The sequence below is a fragment of the Actinocorallia sp. A-T 12471 genome (genome assembly GCF_033875155.1).
GTDB lineage: Bacteria > Actinomycetota > Actinomycetes > Streptosporangiales > Streptosporangiaceae > Actinocorallia.
This window is the reverse complement of sequence record NZ_JAWZTE010000001.1, coordinates 517,627-532,314: the sequence shown is the minus strand read 5'-3', so window position 1 is coordinate 532,314 and position 14,688 is coordinate 517,627. Positions and strand designations below refer to the sequence as shown.

12 protein-coding genes and 1 pseudogene are annotated in these 14,688 nt (G+C 68.0%); 6 read left to right on the top strand and 7 right to left on the bottom strand.

Annotation, left to right across the window (positions count from 1 at the left end; genetic code table 11):
- Positions 1-263: 263 nt before the first annotated feature.
- Complete coding sequence (locus R9X44_RS02500; RefSeq protein WP_319812276.1) at positions 264-1,778, top strand: hypothetical protein; 1,515 nt, start codon at positions 264-266, stop codon at positions 1,776-1,778.
- Between the two features lie 1,257 nt (positions 1,779-3,035).
- Here the strand turns inward: R9X44_RS02500 and R9X44_RS35665 are convergent.
- The 3 genes and pseudogenes from R9X44_RS35665 to R9X44_RS02485 all read right to left on the bottom strand — a co-directional run.
- A pseudogene (locus R9X44_RS35665) lies at positions 3,036-3,281 on the bottom strand (conjugal transfer protein); the annotation flags it as partial.
- A 50-nt stretch (positions 3,282-3,331) separates the two neighbouring features.
- A complete protein-coding gene (locus R9X44_RS02490; RefSeq protein WP_319812783.1) occupies positions 3,332-3,616 on the bottom strand; it encodes a hypothetical protein in 285 nt (94 codons plus the stop codon).
- Between the two features lie 16 nt (positions 3,617-3,632).
- Positions 3,633-4,589, bottom strand: coding sequence for a conjugal transfer protein (locus tag R9X44_RS02485; protein ID WP_319812274.1), 957 nt, complete (start codon positions 4,587-4,589; stop codon positions 3,633-3,635).
- A 634-nt stretch (positions 4,590-5,223) separates the two neighbouring features.
- Between R9X44_RS02485 and R9X44_RS02480 the strand changes: the two genes are divergently transcribed.
- Positions 5,224-5,982, top strand: coding sequence for an ABC transporter ATP-binding protein (locus R9X44_RS02480; protein WP_319812273.1), 759 nt, complete (start codon positions 5,224-5,226; stop codon positions 5,980-5,982).
- Positions 5,982-7,313 (top strand): FtsX-like permease family protein, encoded by a 1,332-nt coding sequence (locus tag R9X44_RS02475; protein ID WP_319812272.1) that lies wholly within the window; start codon positions 5,982-5,984, stop codon positions 7,311-7,313. Before R9X44_RS02480 ends, R9X44_RS02475 begins: the two co-directional genes overlap by 1 nt.
- Positions 7,314-7,848: 535 nt before the next feature.
- Here R9X44_RS02475 and R9X44_RS02470 read toward each other — a convergent pair.
- Positions 7,849-9,018: a tyrosine-type recombinase/integrase gene (locus tag R9X44_RS02470; protein ID WP_319812271.1), complete on the bottom strand. Its 1,170-nt coding sequence runs from the start codon at positions 9,016-9,018 to the stop codon at positions 7,849-7,851.
- A complete protein-coding gene (locus R9X44_RS02465; protein WP_319812270.1) occupies positions 9,019-9,612 on the bottom strand; it encodes a hypothetical protein in 594 nt (197 codons plus the stop codon).
- A gap of 417 nt (positions 9,613-10,029) precedes the next feature.
- On the opposite strand from R9X44_RS02465, the gene R9X44_RS02460 reads away from it, so the two are divergent.
- The 3 genes from R9X44_RS02460 to R9X44_RS02450 all read left to right on the top strand — a co-directional run bounded on the left by R9X44_RS02460 (position 10,030) and on the right by R9X44_RS02450 (position 13,257).
- On the top strand, positions 10,030-10,188 hold the full coding sequence (locus R9X44_RS02460; protein WP_319812269.1) for a helix-turn-helix domain-containing protein: 159 nt from the start codon (positions 10,030-10,032) through the stop codon (positions 10,186-10,188).
- Entirely contained in the window at positions 10,185-10,784 is a 600-nt protein-coding gene (locus R9X44_RS02455; RefSeq protein ID WP_319812268.1) for a hypothetical protein, read from the top strand. The genes R9X44_RS02460 and R9X44_RS02455 overlap by 4 nt, the downstream gene beginning before the upstream one ends.
- Positions 10,785-11,868: 1,084 nt before the next feature.
- Positions 11,869-13,257 (top strand): phage major capsid protein, encoded by a 1,389-nt coding sequence (locus tag R9X44_RS02450; protein ID WP_319812267.1) that lies wholly within the window; start codon positions 11,869-11,871, stop codon positions 13,255-13,257.
- Positions 13,258-13,856: 599 nt separating this feature from the next.
- On the opposite strand, the gene R9X44_RS02445 is transcribed toward R9X44_RS02450, so the two are convergent.
- Together R9X44_RS02445 and R9X44_RS02440 are read right to left on the bottom strand one after the other, a co-directional pair.
- Positions 13,857-14,024, bottom strand: a complete 168-nt coding sequence (locus tag R9X44_RS02445; protein WP_319812266.1) for a hypothetical protein — start codon at positions 14,022-14,024, stop codon at positions 13,857-13,859.
- Positions 14,025-14,256: 232 nt separating this feature from the next.
- Positions 14,257-14,682, bottom strand: a complete 426-nt coding sequence (locus R9X44_RS02440) for a hypothetical protein (protein ID WP_319812265.1) — start codon at positions 14,680-14,682, stop codon at positions 14,257-14,259.
- Between the last annotated feature and the right edge of the window lie 6 nt (positions 14,683-14,688).

Below are 14,688 nucleotides of genomic sequence, written 5' to 3'. Positions count from 1 at the left end.
CCACGCTCGGAGCGCACGGACTCATTCCCTCGCGCGTCCCCCGGGGCCGCCATAGCGGCACGCCAAGCGGCAGCCCCCGCGTCCTCGGTCTCCGCGCCAGACGCGGCGGCAGCGCTTCCGGGCCGACCGCCGTCCCGGACCCCGGCAGCCTCGTTGCCCGGCCACCCCGCGACCCCGTCCGCCCCCACAACAGGGATATCCGGCGCCGTAGCGGGCGCGACCGGCACCGCCCTGCCCGGCGCGGGCACCGGCGGCCACACCTGGTGATCCGTCCGATTAGCCACAGAATCCGCCCCCCGCACCCTCCCGGGTACACCCGCACCCCCACCGGCCTGCACGGCAGCACCGTCCTCGCCACCCTCGACCACAGGCCGCCCCGCACCCCCACCCGCCTGCGCGCCCCCCGACCGCACGGCGTCCTCGACCCCGCCGACCGCAGGCCGACCCGCACCCGAGCCCCCGCCCGTCTCGGGCACAGCCGCACCCTCTTCCGCCCGCCCGGCCGTCGGCGTAGCCCGCTCCACACGGTCAGCCGCCTGCTGCCCAGCAGGAACCTCCGGCAGCCCGGCTACAGCAGTGCCCTCATGAGGCGTACCACCCGGACGCACACGTTCCTGCGCCCCGGCACCACTCGTCAGCTCCTCAGCAACCGGGACCTCCTGCGGCCGAACAGCCGCAGCACCAAACGCAGCGGGAACCTGCGGAATATCCGGCACAGTCGTCGGCGCACCCCCACCCGGCACGGGCCCACCCACACCAGTCACCTCAACCCCAGAACCCAATTCCCCCTCATCGCCAAAGCCCTCATCGCCCCCCGCACCCTCATCCCGCACCCTGCCCCTCCACCCCGCGCCCGACCACTCCACCGACACCCGCTCCTCACCCTCCCGACGCCCACCCTCAACACCCGCCCCCGCGACACCCGACTCACCGCGCTCAACACGCGCGGACCCCGGCACAACCCGCCCCACATCCACAGAACCTCCCTCAGCAAGCCCCACACCCACAACGTCCGACCCCTCGACACTCAGGTCAGCGTTCTCAGCACCCTCAACGCCCAAGTCAGCGCGCTCGACACCCGCGAAGCCCACCCCACGCTCCGACTCCACAGACCCCACCCCAGGCCGCTCGCCATCCGCAACACCCTCCCCAGGCCAAACAGCACCCACACCACCCACCTCAAACCGCTCCACACCCACACCTTCCGCCTCAAACCGCTCCACGTCCCCAACACCCTGCCCGTCACGCCCGGCGTCCCCGCCACCCAGCTCAGAACGCCGCGCATCCGACGCCCCCGACTCAGCGCGATCACCCTTCACATCACCCGGCTCAGAACGCGTCACACCCGCGACCCCCAGCTCGGGGTACTCAGCGTCCACCGCACCCGGCTCAGCACGGTCGGCGCCCGCACTGCCCGGCTCAGCACGGTCAGTGTTCGCGACGCCCGACTCAAGGCTTGGCGCACCCGCGACTGCCCGCGCGGCCCGCTCCGCCTCCACGGCACCCGGCCCAGCACGGTCGGCGCCCGCACTGCCCGGCTCAGCACGGTCAGTGTTCGCGACGCCCGACTCAAGGCTTGGCGCACCCGCGACTGCCCGCGCGGCCCGCTCCGCCTCCACGGCACCCGGCTCCGGGTGCTCAGACGTCACGGCGTCCGGCTCCGTGTGATCGGGGCCTGCGGTGCCCGGCTCGGGGCTCGGCGTGGTCGCGACGGTCTGTTCGGGGTGGTCGGTGCTGGTGATGTCCGGCTCGGCGGGTTGAGGGTGGGTGGCGTCTGATTTGGGGGGGTTCGGCGGGTAGTCGGCTGCTCGGGTCCAGGTGGCTTCGGAGTCGGGCGGGATCGGGCGGTTGCGGGCGGCTGCGGCCTCGACATCCGTCCAGGTGGACGGAGTCGGGCGGGGGGCTCCGGAGGCAGGGGTGGGCTCGGCCACGTCCTCGCGCAGGGGGGGCTGCGGAGTGCCGGGGCGTGGCGGCCGATCTGTAATGGTTTCCTGCTGAGGGAGCGGCGGGGTGCCGGGGGTCGTGGGCTCGGCGGCGCGATCGCGGCCGGGCGTGGTGAAGCGCGGCGGGACGGGAGCGTCGGAGGCGGGCCGCTGGGGGGCCTCGGGGTAGGTGGGGCGGCGGGGCGGCGTGGGCGGGGTGCCCTGGGACGCGATCGGGCCGGGGGCCTGGGCGGGGCGGGGCGGCGGGATGGCGGCGGCGGAGTGCGGGGTCGCGGGGCGGGGAGCCGGGACGGGCGTGGCGTCGTCGCGGCGGGCCACGACCTGACCGGGGACCACGCGGGCGCGCTCGGGAGCCGGGGCCTCGGAGGCGCGCTCGTGGGGAGGCGGGGTCGGGCGTACCCACTCCTGGCGCGGAGTGGGAGCCGTCGGACGCGGACGGCGGACCGCGCGAGCGTCTTCGGCAGCGGCACCGGACTCGGGCTCCGGCACACCCGCGCCGCGCTCCTCACCCCCGGCACCATCCCCGGCCCCCTCGAACCGGCCAACACCTGCGACGTGCGTGGCACCGGGTTCCGCGAAGCGGGCCGCGGGCCTTGCTCCGGAGTCCGACGCGGTGTCGGACAGCCGGGCGGGAAGCCTAGCGGAACCAGGCTCGGACTCGGCGAGGCGCGCGGCGGGCCTGGCGGGGACACGGCCGGGTTCGGGGGTGGGGCCGGGTTCGGGGGTGGGGCCGGGTTCGGTGGTGGGGGGGCGGGCTGGGGTGGGGAGGTGTTGGGCGGACATTTGGGCCTGCATGCGGGCCACGGCGTCCTGGTGGGCGGCGGCGAAGTCGGGGGCGTGTTCGGCGGCGTACTCGGCGAGGGGCTGGGGCGCCGCGGGCCTCGTCGGGGCCGTGGGCTTAGCGGGGGCGGGCTGGGCAGCCGGGGACGGACGCCGTGCCATGACGCGTTCGAGGGCGGGCGCGGCCTGGTCCGGGGAGCGCCAGACCCGGGCGACGACGACGACCCGCTGCGGTTCGCGCAGCGGCGTGAGACGGCACCACGTGCGCGGCTCCGACAGGTAACGCAGCTGCGACTGCAGCAGCTCGTTCAGCCGCTTGCCCTCGATGACGGGACGGGTCGCCAACCACGCGACGAGGCCGGGCGGCACCAGGTACAGCACGTGCCAGGGCGCGCCGAACGGCACGTTCAGCAGCTGGAGCAGGACGATCCACGGCAGGAACGATCCCGCGTACACGCCGATGGTGACCAGCGGCAGCGGCATCGGCAGCCGCAGGTCGTACAGCTTGTACAGCCGCTTCTCGATGCTCCAGACGTTGGTGTACGTGGGCAGATCCATGCGCCGCTCCCCTCGCTGATCGGCCGCCCGGCGGTTCTGGAGTTACCTCCCTAGTTCAGATCGACGCCCAGGGCCGTGGCTATGGCCTTGGCCGTCACCTCGATGATGTTCGGCACATAGAAGATGATTCCGATGCCGATCGCCAACATGATGAACTGCGCGAATCTGGTGATCTCCCTGGTGAACAGGAAGAACAGCGCGACGATCGAGACGATCACCAGGAACAGCGGACCGAAGAGGTTCCGCAGCCAGGTGGCCAGATCCTCGGTGTTCAGCCCGTCTTCGGGCGCTGCCAGCGTCTCCCAGGGGAGAGCCGCCGCCAGATGGTGGAACAGCACTACAACCTCATTTCTAGGACCCGGCCTGCACGGCGCCGCGGATCGAGCGTACGTTCCACTGGTCTCCGTCGCCCTTCACCACGGTCAGCTCGTAGGTCTGGGGCAGCAGCCCTTCTTCGCCCCTGGCCTCCGTGGGCGGCACCCGCCACTGGACTGTCGCGGTGACGACGCGTTCGTCGGCGTCGCCGACGGGGGCGTCGACCTCGACGATGGCGCCGAACGTGACCGCGGAGTCGAGTCCGGTGATGTCGCTGCCGACGGTGTACCGCCGCAGGTTGACCGGGTCGCTCTGCGCGTAAGCCTGGAAGAACCCTGTGAGGTCGTTCTGCAGCTTGGCTTCCAGTTCGGTGTCGTGCTCGTAGCCGGGGTTCGCCGGCAGCTGCGCCTTGGCCGGGGCCTCCAGCAGCGCGGGCTGCTCGGACACCACGAAGCGGCCGGCGTCGCTGTAGACGGGCACGGCGAGGCGGATCCAGCGTGTGCCGAGCCGCGCGATCACCTCGACGGTCGCCCGGTGGACGTCGCGCACCTGCACCTCGTACACCTGGAGCTGTGCGGCCGACAGCTGGCCGAGCCCGTTCCAGCCGAACTGCGCGTCCGCCCCCTCCGGGAGGAAGCGCGCGAGCCGGTCTTGACGGGTTCCGGTCGCCGCCGCGTCGTAGTTCAGGTAGACCTCGGCGAACTGGAGCGCGAAGGACGAGGCAGCCGCGACCGGGAAGCCCGGTTCGTTGCCCTTGCCGGAGTCGAACACCGCGGGGGTGTCCGCGGTGAAGCGCTCGAAGGGCGCGCGGATGCCGTTGACGACGACGACCAGGACGAACGCCCACAGCAGCGCGCGTCCGATCCAGATCCACCAGCGTCCGCCCCCGCCGCTCCACGACCTCTTCGCGCGCCGACGCGGCTCGTCCCAGGCTTCGTCGAGCGCGGCAGAGCCGACTTCGGGCTCGTCCTCGACAGCCGACTTGCGAGCCATGCACGCCTCCGCCTAATGCGCCTGACCCCCGATCGGCGCGCTCCCAGTGTTCTCGTGGCCCCAAGCCTAGCCACGCGTGGGAATTGTTCCAGCTACAGCTCAGAATGCCCAGTCTCGGCGCGCGCTTAGCATGTCGCACTACGCCCCACATCTCACTCCGACCCCACCCGACCACGACAAACCTCCACATCTCATGCCGACCCGGTCTTGATCCGCGTCGTCGCCTCCACCCTCACACACTTTCCGTCACCGCGCGGAACGCCCTGTGGACAACTCCCAGACGCCCGTCGCCGCGGCCGCTCCCGCGCGCGAGACGGTCGTGCAATTCCCGCGACGCCGCCGTTTTCCGCCCGTGAGCCGCCGGTGAGGTTCCCAAAGAAAAACCGAAGTGACGGATGCGTTATCGGATGGTCGTCCAGGCATGATGTGACCGTGATTACGTGACTTGTTGGTAAACGCGAACCGACGCCCTAGTGTCGCGTCCCAAGGAGTCCCCGCTCCACGAAGGCCCCCTTCCCGCGACGGCCCTTCTCCACCCCGGAGGGTCGCCGAGCACGGCGGGCTGACCGACCCCGAAGGACCACGGTCAGCCCGCCGTCAGCGCACGGTCAGCGGCGGCGACGACGCTGCCGTCATGACTCAGGACATCCTGCGGCTCGAAGGGCTGCGCAAGGTACACGGCGACGCGGCGACCGGCGTCGTCGCCCTCTCCGACGTCTCACTGACCCTCCCCTCCGGGACGTTCACGGCCGTCATGGGCCCGTCCGGATCGGGGAAGTCCACGCTTCTCCAGTGCGCGGCGGGACTCGACAGTCCGACGGCGGGGCGCGTGTTCGTCGCGGGCCGGGAGATGACGGGCGACGAGACCGAGCTCACCGTGTTCCGCCGCGAGCACATCGGCTTCGTCTTCCAGCAGTTCAATCTGCTGCCGTCACTGACCGTCCTGGACAACGTGACGCTCCCACTGCGCCTTGCCGGGAAACGCCCCGACGAGGCGCGGGCGAGGGACATCCTCACCAAAGTCGGACTCGGCGACAGGATCGGCCACCGTCCGCCCGCTCTGTCCGGCGGCCAGCAGCAGCGCACGGCCATCGCCCGCGCGCTGGTGACCGAGCCGTCCGTCGTCTTCGCCGACGAGCCCACCGGCGCGCTCGACACGCGCGGCGCGCGCGAGGTGCTGAACCTCCTCCAGCAGGCCGTGCGCGTTTACGGGCGGACCGTCGTCATGGTGACGCACGACCCTGTGGCGGCCGCCTACGCCGACTCGGTGGTGTTCCTCGCCGACGGCGCGATCGTCGGCCGCATGGCAGACCCGACGCCTGACGCCGTCGCGGAGCGGCTCACCAGGCTCGGCGACGACGTCGCGCGCGCGGGACGGGCGGTGAGCGAGTGATGGTCCGTCTCGCCCTTTCCTCACTGCGCCATCGCACCGCCGCGTTCGTCGCGGTGTTCCTCGCGCTGTTCCTCGGGGCCGCGCTCGTCATGTCGTTCGGCTCGCTGCTCGACACCGGCCTCACGCCGGGTCTCGACGCGGCGAGCGCCGAGACGCTCACGATCATGGGCGGGGTCGTCGGCGGGTGGAGCCTTCTGCTCGTCGGCTTCGCCGCCGTCACGACGACGACCCTTGGGATCCGGCAGCGGGCCCGTGAGGTCGCGCTGTTGAAGAGCGCGGGGGCGACGCCGCGCCAGCTCACCCGGATGATCCTCGCCGAGGTGCTGCTCCTCGCGGTCGTCGCGGCCGCGCTGGCGATCCCCGTCGGCGTCTTCGGGGGACGGACCGTGCTCGGCCTCGTCCAGGACAGCGGACAGGTGACGCCGGACGTGACGCATGTCTTCGGGGCCACCGCGCTCGGGCAGGGCTTCGGCATCACCGTCCTGTCGGCCGCGGGCGCCGCGTTCATCGCCGCGCGCAGGGCGGCCCGCGTACGTGTCGTGGAGTCCATGACGGAGGCCGCGGCCCCCACGGCACGGCTCACGGCCCGCCGCGCGGTGTGCGGCGTGCTCCTGCTCGCCGGAGCCGCCGTGCTGTTCGCGCTGACTGTCGTGGTCGGGCCCGACCTCGGGCTCGAGGCGCAGGCGCTCGCGGGCTACATCGACATCCTGGCGGCCGTCGCGCTCGCCTGCTTCGCCCCGGTGCTCGTGCGCGGCCTGCGCGTGCCCGGCTCGGGCGCGGCGGCGACGCTGGCGCGCGGCAACCTACGGGCGCGCACAGGACACCTGTCCTCGGCGCTCGCGCCCGTGGTGCTGTTCCTCGGCATGGCCGTCGGCACCCTCGCCCTCCAGGAGGTCGACGCGACCGCGTCGCAGGGCATGCTGCCCGAGGAGGGCACGGAACTCGTCAGGACGCTGAACTACGTCATCACCGGCATGGTCGCCGCCTTCCTGTGCATTCTGCTCGTCAACACCCTCGCCACCTCCACCGCGGCCCGCCGCCGCGAGTTCGCCCAGCTCCGCCTCGCCGGGGCCACCCCCGGCCAGATCCTGGCCATGGTCGCCCTCGAATCCTCAGCCCTCGCCCTCGCCGGAACCCTCCTCGGCCTGCTCGCCGCCGCCGCTACCGTCCTCCCCTACTCCTACGCCCGCACCGACAGCTGGCTCCCCGACTTCTCCCCCACGATCCCCGCCCTCACCGTCTTCCTCACCCTCACCGTGGCCCTCGCCACCCCCCTCCTCATCACCCGCTCCACCCTCCGCCAACCTCCCCTGACCGCCACAACCCCCTAACCCCACCCGCAGTCCCTTAGGGACTGCGGGAAAGACGACCACGCCCCGCCCACTCTCGAAGCTCCCCGCCCCTCCGGACCCGCGAGAAACCGACTACGTCCCCGCACACCCCTGGGTTCTCCGCAGTCCCTTCGGGACTGCGGAGAACCCGAGTACCCCGAGACCGCCCTCGCAGTCCCTTCGGGACTGCGAGGAAGGAGGGTGTCGCTTTGGCGACGCACTCACGTGGACGGAACAGCTGAGGGGGCGAGCCTTGTGTGGTGGGGTGTCGAGCGCGTCCCGGCTCGATGGGGCGATCGCGGTCCGCGAGGAGTGTTCCGGGGGACGCTCACCCAGCACCGATCCAGCACGGGTGCGACGAAGGGGTCGAGCCCGGGTGGGCTCGACCCCTTCTGACCTGCGTGTTCGGCAGCGGTTGGTTCAGCTGTTAGACGTTGAAGCGGAACATCCAACAGTTTTGCTCCTTCCCTGGTCAGAACCGGTTTTCAAGCTGTTCATAGTCAGCACGTCAGCACAAAGTCAGCACGCGCAGCCGTCAGGCCGCGAGGGTCAGCGCGGGGGCGGGGCGGAACACGCCCTGCATGATCTTCCGGAAGCGGTCGGGGGCCTCGGGGGTGAGGTGCCCGTAGATGTCGGCAGTCGTCTTGATCGACCGGTGCCCCAGCCACCGGGACACTTCGAGGATCGGCACACCGTTGCCCAGCGCCGTCGAGGCGAAGAAGTGCCGGAGGCTGTGAGGGGTGTACCCCTTGCCCTCAAGCCCAGCCTTCTCCACAGCCTTCCTGAAGTGGTAGCCGTACGACGTCGCCGTAGGCATCAACCCCTTGCCGCGCTCACGCGGGGAGAAGAAGACGTTCAGGCCGTCCACTTCCTTCGTCCCCCACTCTTCAAGGTGGGCGTCGATCTCCTCGTCCAAGAACAGGGCGGTCGGGACGTCCCGGTACTCCCCTTCGACACGGTGCTTCAACGGGGCGAACCGGGTCTTGCTGCTACCGGCGGTGGACTTCGAACTCACCTGCCGCTTGATGCGAAGGAACCCATCCCGACGGCTGTCATCCGCGAACGCCAAGGCTTCGCTGATGCGGAGCCCAGCGCCCGCCATCAAGTCAATCGTCAACCGGTACTGCGGAGAGATCGCCGCGCGGATCGCGTTGACCTCGGCAAGGGTGGGGATCTTGTCCTCGTCCACGGCCGCAGTGGTCGCCTTGAGAGGCTTGACCACAGCGCACGGGCTCTCCGCAATCCGCTTGTCCTTGGCAGCGAAGTTCAACATCGTGCGGAGGATGTTGATCCGGTCGTTCACGGTCGAGGCCGCAAGGCCGCCATCCCGCATCTTCCGCTGAAGAGTGCGGACGTCCGTGGCCGTGACGGCCGCGATCGTCTTCCGGCCCATCTGCGGAATCAGGTGGTTCTCGATGAACCCGACGTAGTTCCGCCGGGTCTGCTCGGCGACCGCGTGCCCGTCCAACCACGTGTAGGCCCACACCTTCACCGGGATCTTGCCCCGCTCCGGGTCGATGAAGACCCCGGCGTTCTTGTCGCTCTCGACCTTGTTCGCGAAGAAGTCGGCCTCCTTCTTCAACCGGAACGACTTCTCCCTCTGCGAGGCCGCCCTACCGCCGGGCTCGCGGTAGCGGACGGTCCACGGGTGCCCGCACTTGAACTTCGGCTCGGGGCACTCGCACTTCTTCAGGACGCTAGCCACTCACTTCTCCTGTTCGTTGAGGATTTCGATTGCCCGGGCGGACAGTTCAGCGCGCAGCTTCGCCCCGGTTCCGGTCTGAACGATGTATTGCCGGTCACGGGCGCGCCGGACACGGGCGCTGATCGTGTTGCGTGATGCCCCGGAGGATTCGGCCATCCTGTGAATGGGCCGACGTTCCCCGGCGTTGACGAGAGCCACGTACGCGGCGGCAACTACCGCGTAGTCGTGGGGCGTCGTGACGCTTTCGGGAAGGGGCAGCGGGCCCCGTTCGGGCGTGACTGCCGCGATGACTCTAGCCGACCATTCCGACAGAACCTTTCGGGCGTCGCCCAACGGGACGGCCCGCAAGACGTCAAGGGTGACGCCGTCCGACTCGGCGTCCCCATCGCCGGGGGTCACGTTGACGGCACTCGGCCCCGTGTAGGGGGCGCTCAGGTCGGCGACGATTTCGACCCGCCACCCGAGAACCGTGTAGACGCCGATGAGCAGCCATTCGACCAGGTCAGAGCCCATCGGGACGCGCTTCCACAGCGTCCACCCGTCGGGTAGTTCAAGGCCGTACGCCGTGGCGTCGGCCTGCGTGATCTCTTCCATGAGCCGAGACCCTAGCACACACGACACCAGGTGGCCGCCGCGTGTCGGTGTCACTACGGCCCTGGTCGCACCGAATGCCGGGATTCCGGCATTCGGTGTACCGGACGCCGGTTTTCCGGACGCTAAGAGTAAGAACCCGGATCAAGAAACCAACACCCCCCGGTGCCGCGCCGTGGCGACTTTCGGCGTTTAAACGGGCAAAGACGAGGGGGGTGACTTAGGCCACTGCGGCAAGGAATGCCTCTCGCCTTGCCGCGACAACATCCGCTGCCCTACTTTTCAACGTGTCGGACCAAACGGGAAGGCCGACACAGAAGACCACACTTCATGACCGAATAGGCGCGTAGGCAACACGCGCCACCACCACAGGGGGAACATTTGAACCGCAACAGAGATGGTTCCACGGCCGATCCCCTGATGGGGATTCCTGAGGTCGCCGACTACTTCGCGTTGAAACGGTCGTGGCTGTACGACCATTGGCGGGCGCAGGGCATCCCGTTCCGCAAGCTCGGCGGACAGTTGCGTATCCGCCGCTCCGAGCTTGACGAGTGGTACGAAATCCAGCCTGCCGCGTGAGAGACCCGATTCGCGTCGATCACGACACGTGGAAAAGCTGCACCTTCAATGATCCACGGATCGTCAATGCGACCCTTCTGGTCGCCGACGCGTTCGCGCGATTCGGGGACTACAAGACCGGATCAGGTGTTTTCCCCTCGCTGTCCACGATCGCCGAGGGCATCGGCTTCCGCCGCCCGAACAGTGTCCACCCCCACAAGAACAAGCTCATCGAACTCGGCTACCTTCGCGACACGGGCAACAGGACGGCAGCGGGCGTGGTCATCTACGAACTGACCGCGCCGGAGGACATCTTGGAGGCCGTCAGGGCGAATCGGCGACCTGCCGACGCCCAGAAGGCCGTGAAAGCTCTCCTCAGCCCCGAACACGATGCATCCGATGCCTGGGAAGTCCCCGGTCCGGCAGAGCGGCAGAGGGTGTCTCAAATGCCGCCATCGGGTGAGCCCGCTCCGGTGATTCCCCTCGAAGAGGTTGAGCTCAACCTTGAACAGAAGACATGGTTTCTCAGCGGCCATGGCCCCGAGGGGTGGCCTTGGGCCGACCTACCATTCGAGCTCGCACGGGCCGCTTATAGGTCCTACACCGGAAAGCCCTAAGAGGCTTCGGCCCCGGCCGACATGCGACCTTGGGCGTACGTCTACGCGTACCGGGATGTACGCGCCGACGTATATGGGTAGTACGCACAGGCGTACACAATCTCATTAGCGATCCCACAAGGATCGCATATTAATTAGATTAGATAAGAGCCGTCCTCCGTTGGGACGGCTTGCCTCCACCGAACGACCGAGGGAGCCAGAGAGCTCCGCCCTACCGGCGGACTCTCGCACCCCATAGGCACTGCCCATCCGGGCAGCACCGACGAAGGCAGATGAGAACCCCCGCCGAGCGGGGCTCTACCTTAAGAGACTCAGGAATCGTAGCCGCCGAGGGAGCGGCTACGCCTTAAGGAGATGCGCCCTTGGCCCGGGCGCATCTCATAGCTAGCTACCGCTTAAGCGGCCCCGTGTCGGCCGCCGACAACCCCCTACAGGCGTGCGCCTTCCAAGCGCACTCAAGTAGACGGCCCGCCATCCCAGCGGGCCTTAGGGAAGCTCTCAGAGCCCCTCGGGCCGACATGGGCCATGGGGCTAATCGACCGTTGCGGCCCGCCTATCCGGCGTGCCTATCCACCTGTGGAGGCGAGCGGCGTCAACGCCGCGATTCCCTATCCATGCGGCCCAGTATCGGCCGCTAAGACACTGACGGCCTACGGCCCATGCCCCGGACCCCCGGCAGGGGGAGGGCGGGTCTGAAACTTCGAGAGACCTCTTTTCGACACCCGCGCCTTTATCCACGCTTGAATGCGCGCAGGTTAGCCCGAACTGGTGGGACACAACCCGCACCGAAAACCAGTGCGGTAGCTGGTACGGATTCCGGTCTCTAACCGGTCTTTAGTGGGTGGATGAAGAGGGAGAACCATGCACGTCTACCTGACCTGCTGGACCTGCGGGGGCAACTTCCCCCACAGTTACGGCCCGGGGGCACCCCCGAAGTACTGCGGTGATGAATGCCGCATGACGGCAAGGGTAAACCGCCAGCGCTTGGCCTACGTAGCACGCGCAGAAATGCGCCGACTCACCCAGGCTGGCGACCATTTTAACTACGATAAAGCGGCTAAGGCCGCCTAGCTAGGAGAAGTCAGTGAAGCCTGAAATCCGACAGATCTTCGATGCTGCCAAGGCTGATGGTAACCGTGGCCTTAACGAGAAAGAAATTGCTGCTGTCATCAGCGGCGCACCCAAGGGTATGACTAAGCGGACCCTAGACCTGGTGAATGCCGTTCAGCCTCGACTCCCGGAAGGACGGGACGTTCTCAACACCGCTCTTTCCGCCGAGGATGGCGCCCGTGCGATGATGGACGCATTCAAGAAGTTTGGCGACAGCATGTATACCCAGCAGGGAATCGCCGCCCTCAATCAGCGCGATACCCTTTCCTCGGAACTCTGGTCCGTTGCGGCGAACCGCGATATTTCTAGTGAGTCGGCGGTGAAGCGAGTTTACGAACTCGCCGAGGACATTCGCGACCTGTCCGAGCAGGCCCAGGGTGCTTTCGAGCGCGCAAAGGGTGAGGCTGAAGCCCCCGTGTATGGGGCTAAACTGGCCGAACTCCAGCGCTCTGCCCGGCAGGGACAACCCGGCCCCATCGGGGAGTGGCGCGGACTTATCCCGTCCCTGACCGAATACCGGATGGTCTCCGAAGGGGTCCCCTCTGACGGTGGCTACACCGTCCCGTCTTCGATGGCGGGCCACTACATTGACGCGCTCAAGCAGCGTTCCACCTTCCTCCGAGGCATTCCCGGCGCGAACGTGATCCCGTTCGAAACCGCCCTTTTCGAGGTCCCCCAGCTGATCGGTACGTCCGGTGGCGATTATGTCGCCGAGGGGCAGACCATTCCGACCGGGGACATGGTTTGGGGATCGGTGAAGTTCGAGCCTAAGAAAATTGGAGAGATCCAGTGGGCTTCGAATGAAGTTCTGGAGGACTCCGCTATCGACATGCGGCGCGTCATCGGAGACAACATGTTCCGTGACGCCTCCCTCAAGTTCGATAAGGACGCTTTCACTGGTTCTGGAACCAACCCGATCAAGGGCATTCTTGGCCAGGGCATCACCACCACTCTTTCGGCCGGTTCCACGGTCATCACGTTCGATGACCTCGCGGACGCTGTGGCGCGGATTGAGGCGGTGAACGGTGTGCCCTCGGTCATCTGGGCGGCCCCTGACGTTGCGGCCGCTCTGCGCAAGGAGAAGGCTTCCGGGACTGGCACGTATCAGGCTGGTAGCCCGACCGACAGCCCCAAGACGACCGCTTGGGGCCTGCCGATCCTTCCGACCAGCTTCATTCCGGCCAAGACCGCTATCGTCGCCGATGGCTCTCGGATCAATGTCGGAATTCGCAAGAATGCGCAGGTTAGGATCTCAGAGGATGCCAGGTTTGATTCTGATCAGGTTGGCTTCAGGCTGACCATGCGCGTTGCCGGTGCCTCGGTCGCCGAAGCCGAATCGGTCCAGGTAGTTAAGGCCACTTAACTTTACTAAAGCCCCGTACCTATCCGGTGCGGGGCTTTCTGCATTTCTATGCAATGACTTGCCGGCTAGCCATTCACGTCAATTCTCGGCCGAGCCGGAGAGCAGCAGATATTCGCATAGCACTTCGACGGCTTCCTTCTGCGAGACCGCACCCCAGTTTCGGCCAGAACCACCCGCTCCCGTCAGGAGAGCCGAGCTTTGGACGGCCCGGACGATATCGGAGACAGCCGAAGCTCTCGGTCCTGCTCAAGAATGTTCCGGACGCGTGTGTTGGTGAACTTCGGAGTGATGCAACTCGCGGGGCAGCCAAGCCCAATCACGTGTGCGGGGTCGTTGTGATTCACAGCCGGACCGTGGACCGCAGGCGTCGTCAACATGGCTTCCAAACGGGCCAAACGCTCAGCGATCTCCCCCAACAAGACGCCGTTCTGCCCCACCCGGCCTTCCAAAACCGACACCCGCTCATAGGTCTTGTCCGCCACAGTCGGCGCAGGGCGGTCCGCCGGGGCGGCCCTGCGCCTTCCTGCCCGAACCGAATCGGCATCCGAGGCCCCCGAACCGCTGCAATTCCGGCGGCGGCGCGTTCTCCGGAGGGACTATCATGCACGTCTCCTTCTCATGTCGGCGGCGATGCCGCCGCGACGGTCGATGTAGTCGTTCAACTGCTCCACCTCATCCGGCGTGAGCGGTGCGTTCGCCTGCTCTGTTCGCCCTTCCCAGATGTCACGCGCTGTCGGGATGCTGTCGAGGATGAGCATGAGCGCCATGCCCGGATCGGTGACCACGCCATCGGTGGGGCGCTCGATACGCGGGGGCCTCTCCCCGCCCACGTACCAGCGCACTAGCCACGTTCCCCGAAGACGGAACGGCGGGCCACTCGAACCCATCCCAGAACGACACGCAACGCGCCCATGTGCCCGGCAAACAGACCGACCAGAACGCACGCACCGCCCCCGGCAACGAGATGAAGAACCAGACTCCAGAGCTGATCAGAGAGGCTCACCCCTTCACCTCCGGCGGCAGGATGCCCCGAACGGTCCCGAAGTGTTCGAAGCACAACCCGCCGATTGCCGTCGGGCATTGCGGGCAGATTCGGACTTGGTCCGCGATATCGAGCAGTTCGCCGACGATGCGCCCCACCTCCCCGGTAACAACAGCCGCCGGAGGCTTCTCAAGCGGGCCCTGATACTCCAAGGGGGCAGGTTTCGCTGGATCGACGGTAAAGCCGTCCGCGTACAGCTCTACATCGCTCACCGGGCGAACCCGAACGGCCGAGCCGCCGAGCGCTTCCAGCTCCCCGACGGCCCCAGCCCTTGCGGCCAGATTCAGCAGTTGCCTTGCCGTCACAACCCGCCCGAGCCTTTCGGCTACCGGTGCTGTCGGCGCTTCCTGTTCGGTGGCCTCTCTCGGCTCCTCATCACGCATACGGGC

Excerpts from the sequence above, each read along its gene's own strand:
- R9X44_RS02460 (WP_319812269.1), top strand. The coding sequence starts at position 10,030 with ATGGGGATTCCTGAGGTCGCCGACTACTTCGCGTTGAAACGGTCGTGG.
- R9X44_RS02485 (WP_319812274.1), bottom strand. The coding sequence starts at position 4,589 with ATGGCTCGCAAGTCGGCTGTCGAGGACGAGCCCGAAGTCGGCTCTGCC.
- R9X44_RS02475 (WP_319812272.1), top strand. The coding sequence starts at position 5,982 with ATGGTCCGTCTCGCCCTTTCCTCACTGCGCCATCGCACCGCCGCGTTC.
- R9X44_RS02465 (WP_319812270.1), bottom strand. The coding sequence starts at position 9,612 with ATGGAAGAGATCACGCAGGCCGACGCCACGGCGTACGGCCTTGAACTA.
- R9X44_RS02480 (WP_319812273.1), top strand. The coding sequence starts at position 5,224 with ATGACTCAGGACATCCTGCGGCTCGAAGGGCTGCGCAAGGTACACGGC.
- R9X44_RS02440 (WP_319812265.1), bottom strand. The coding sequence starts at position 14,682 with ATGCGTGATGAGGAGCCGAGAGAGGCCACCGAACAGGAAGCGCCGACA.
- R9X44_RS02445 (WP_319812266.1), bottom strand. The coding sequence starts at position 14,024 with ATGGCGCTCATGCTCATCCTCGACAGCATCCCGACAGCGCGTGACATC.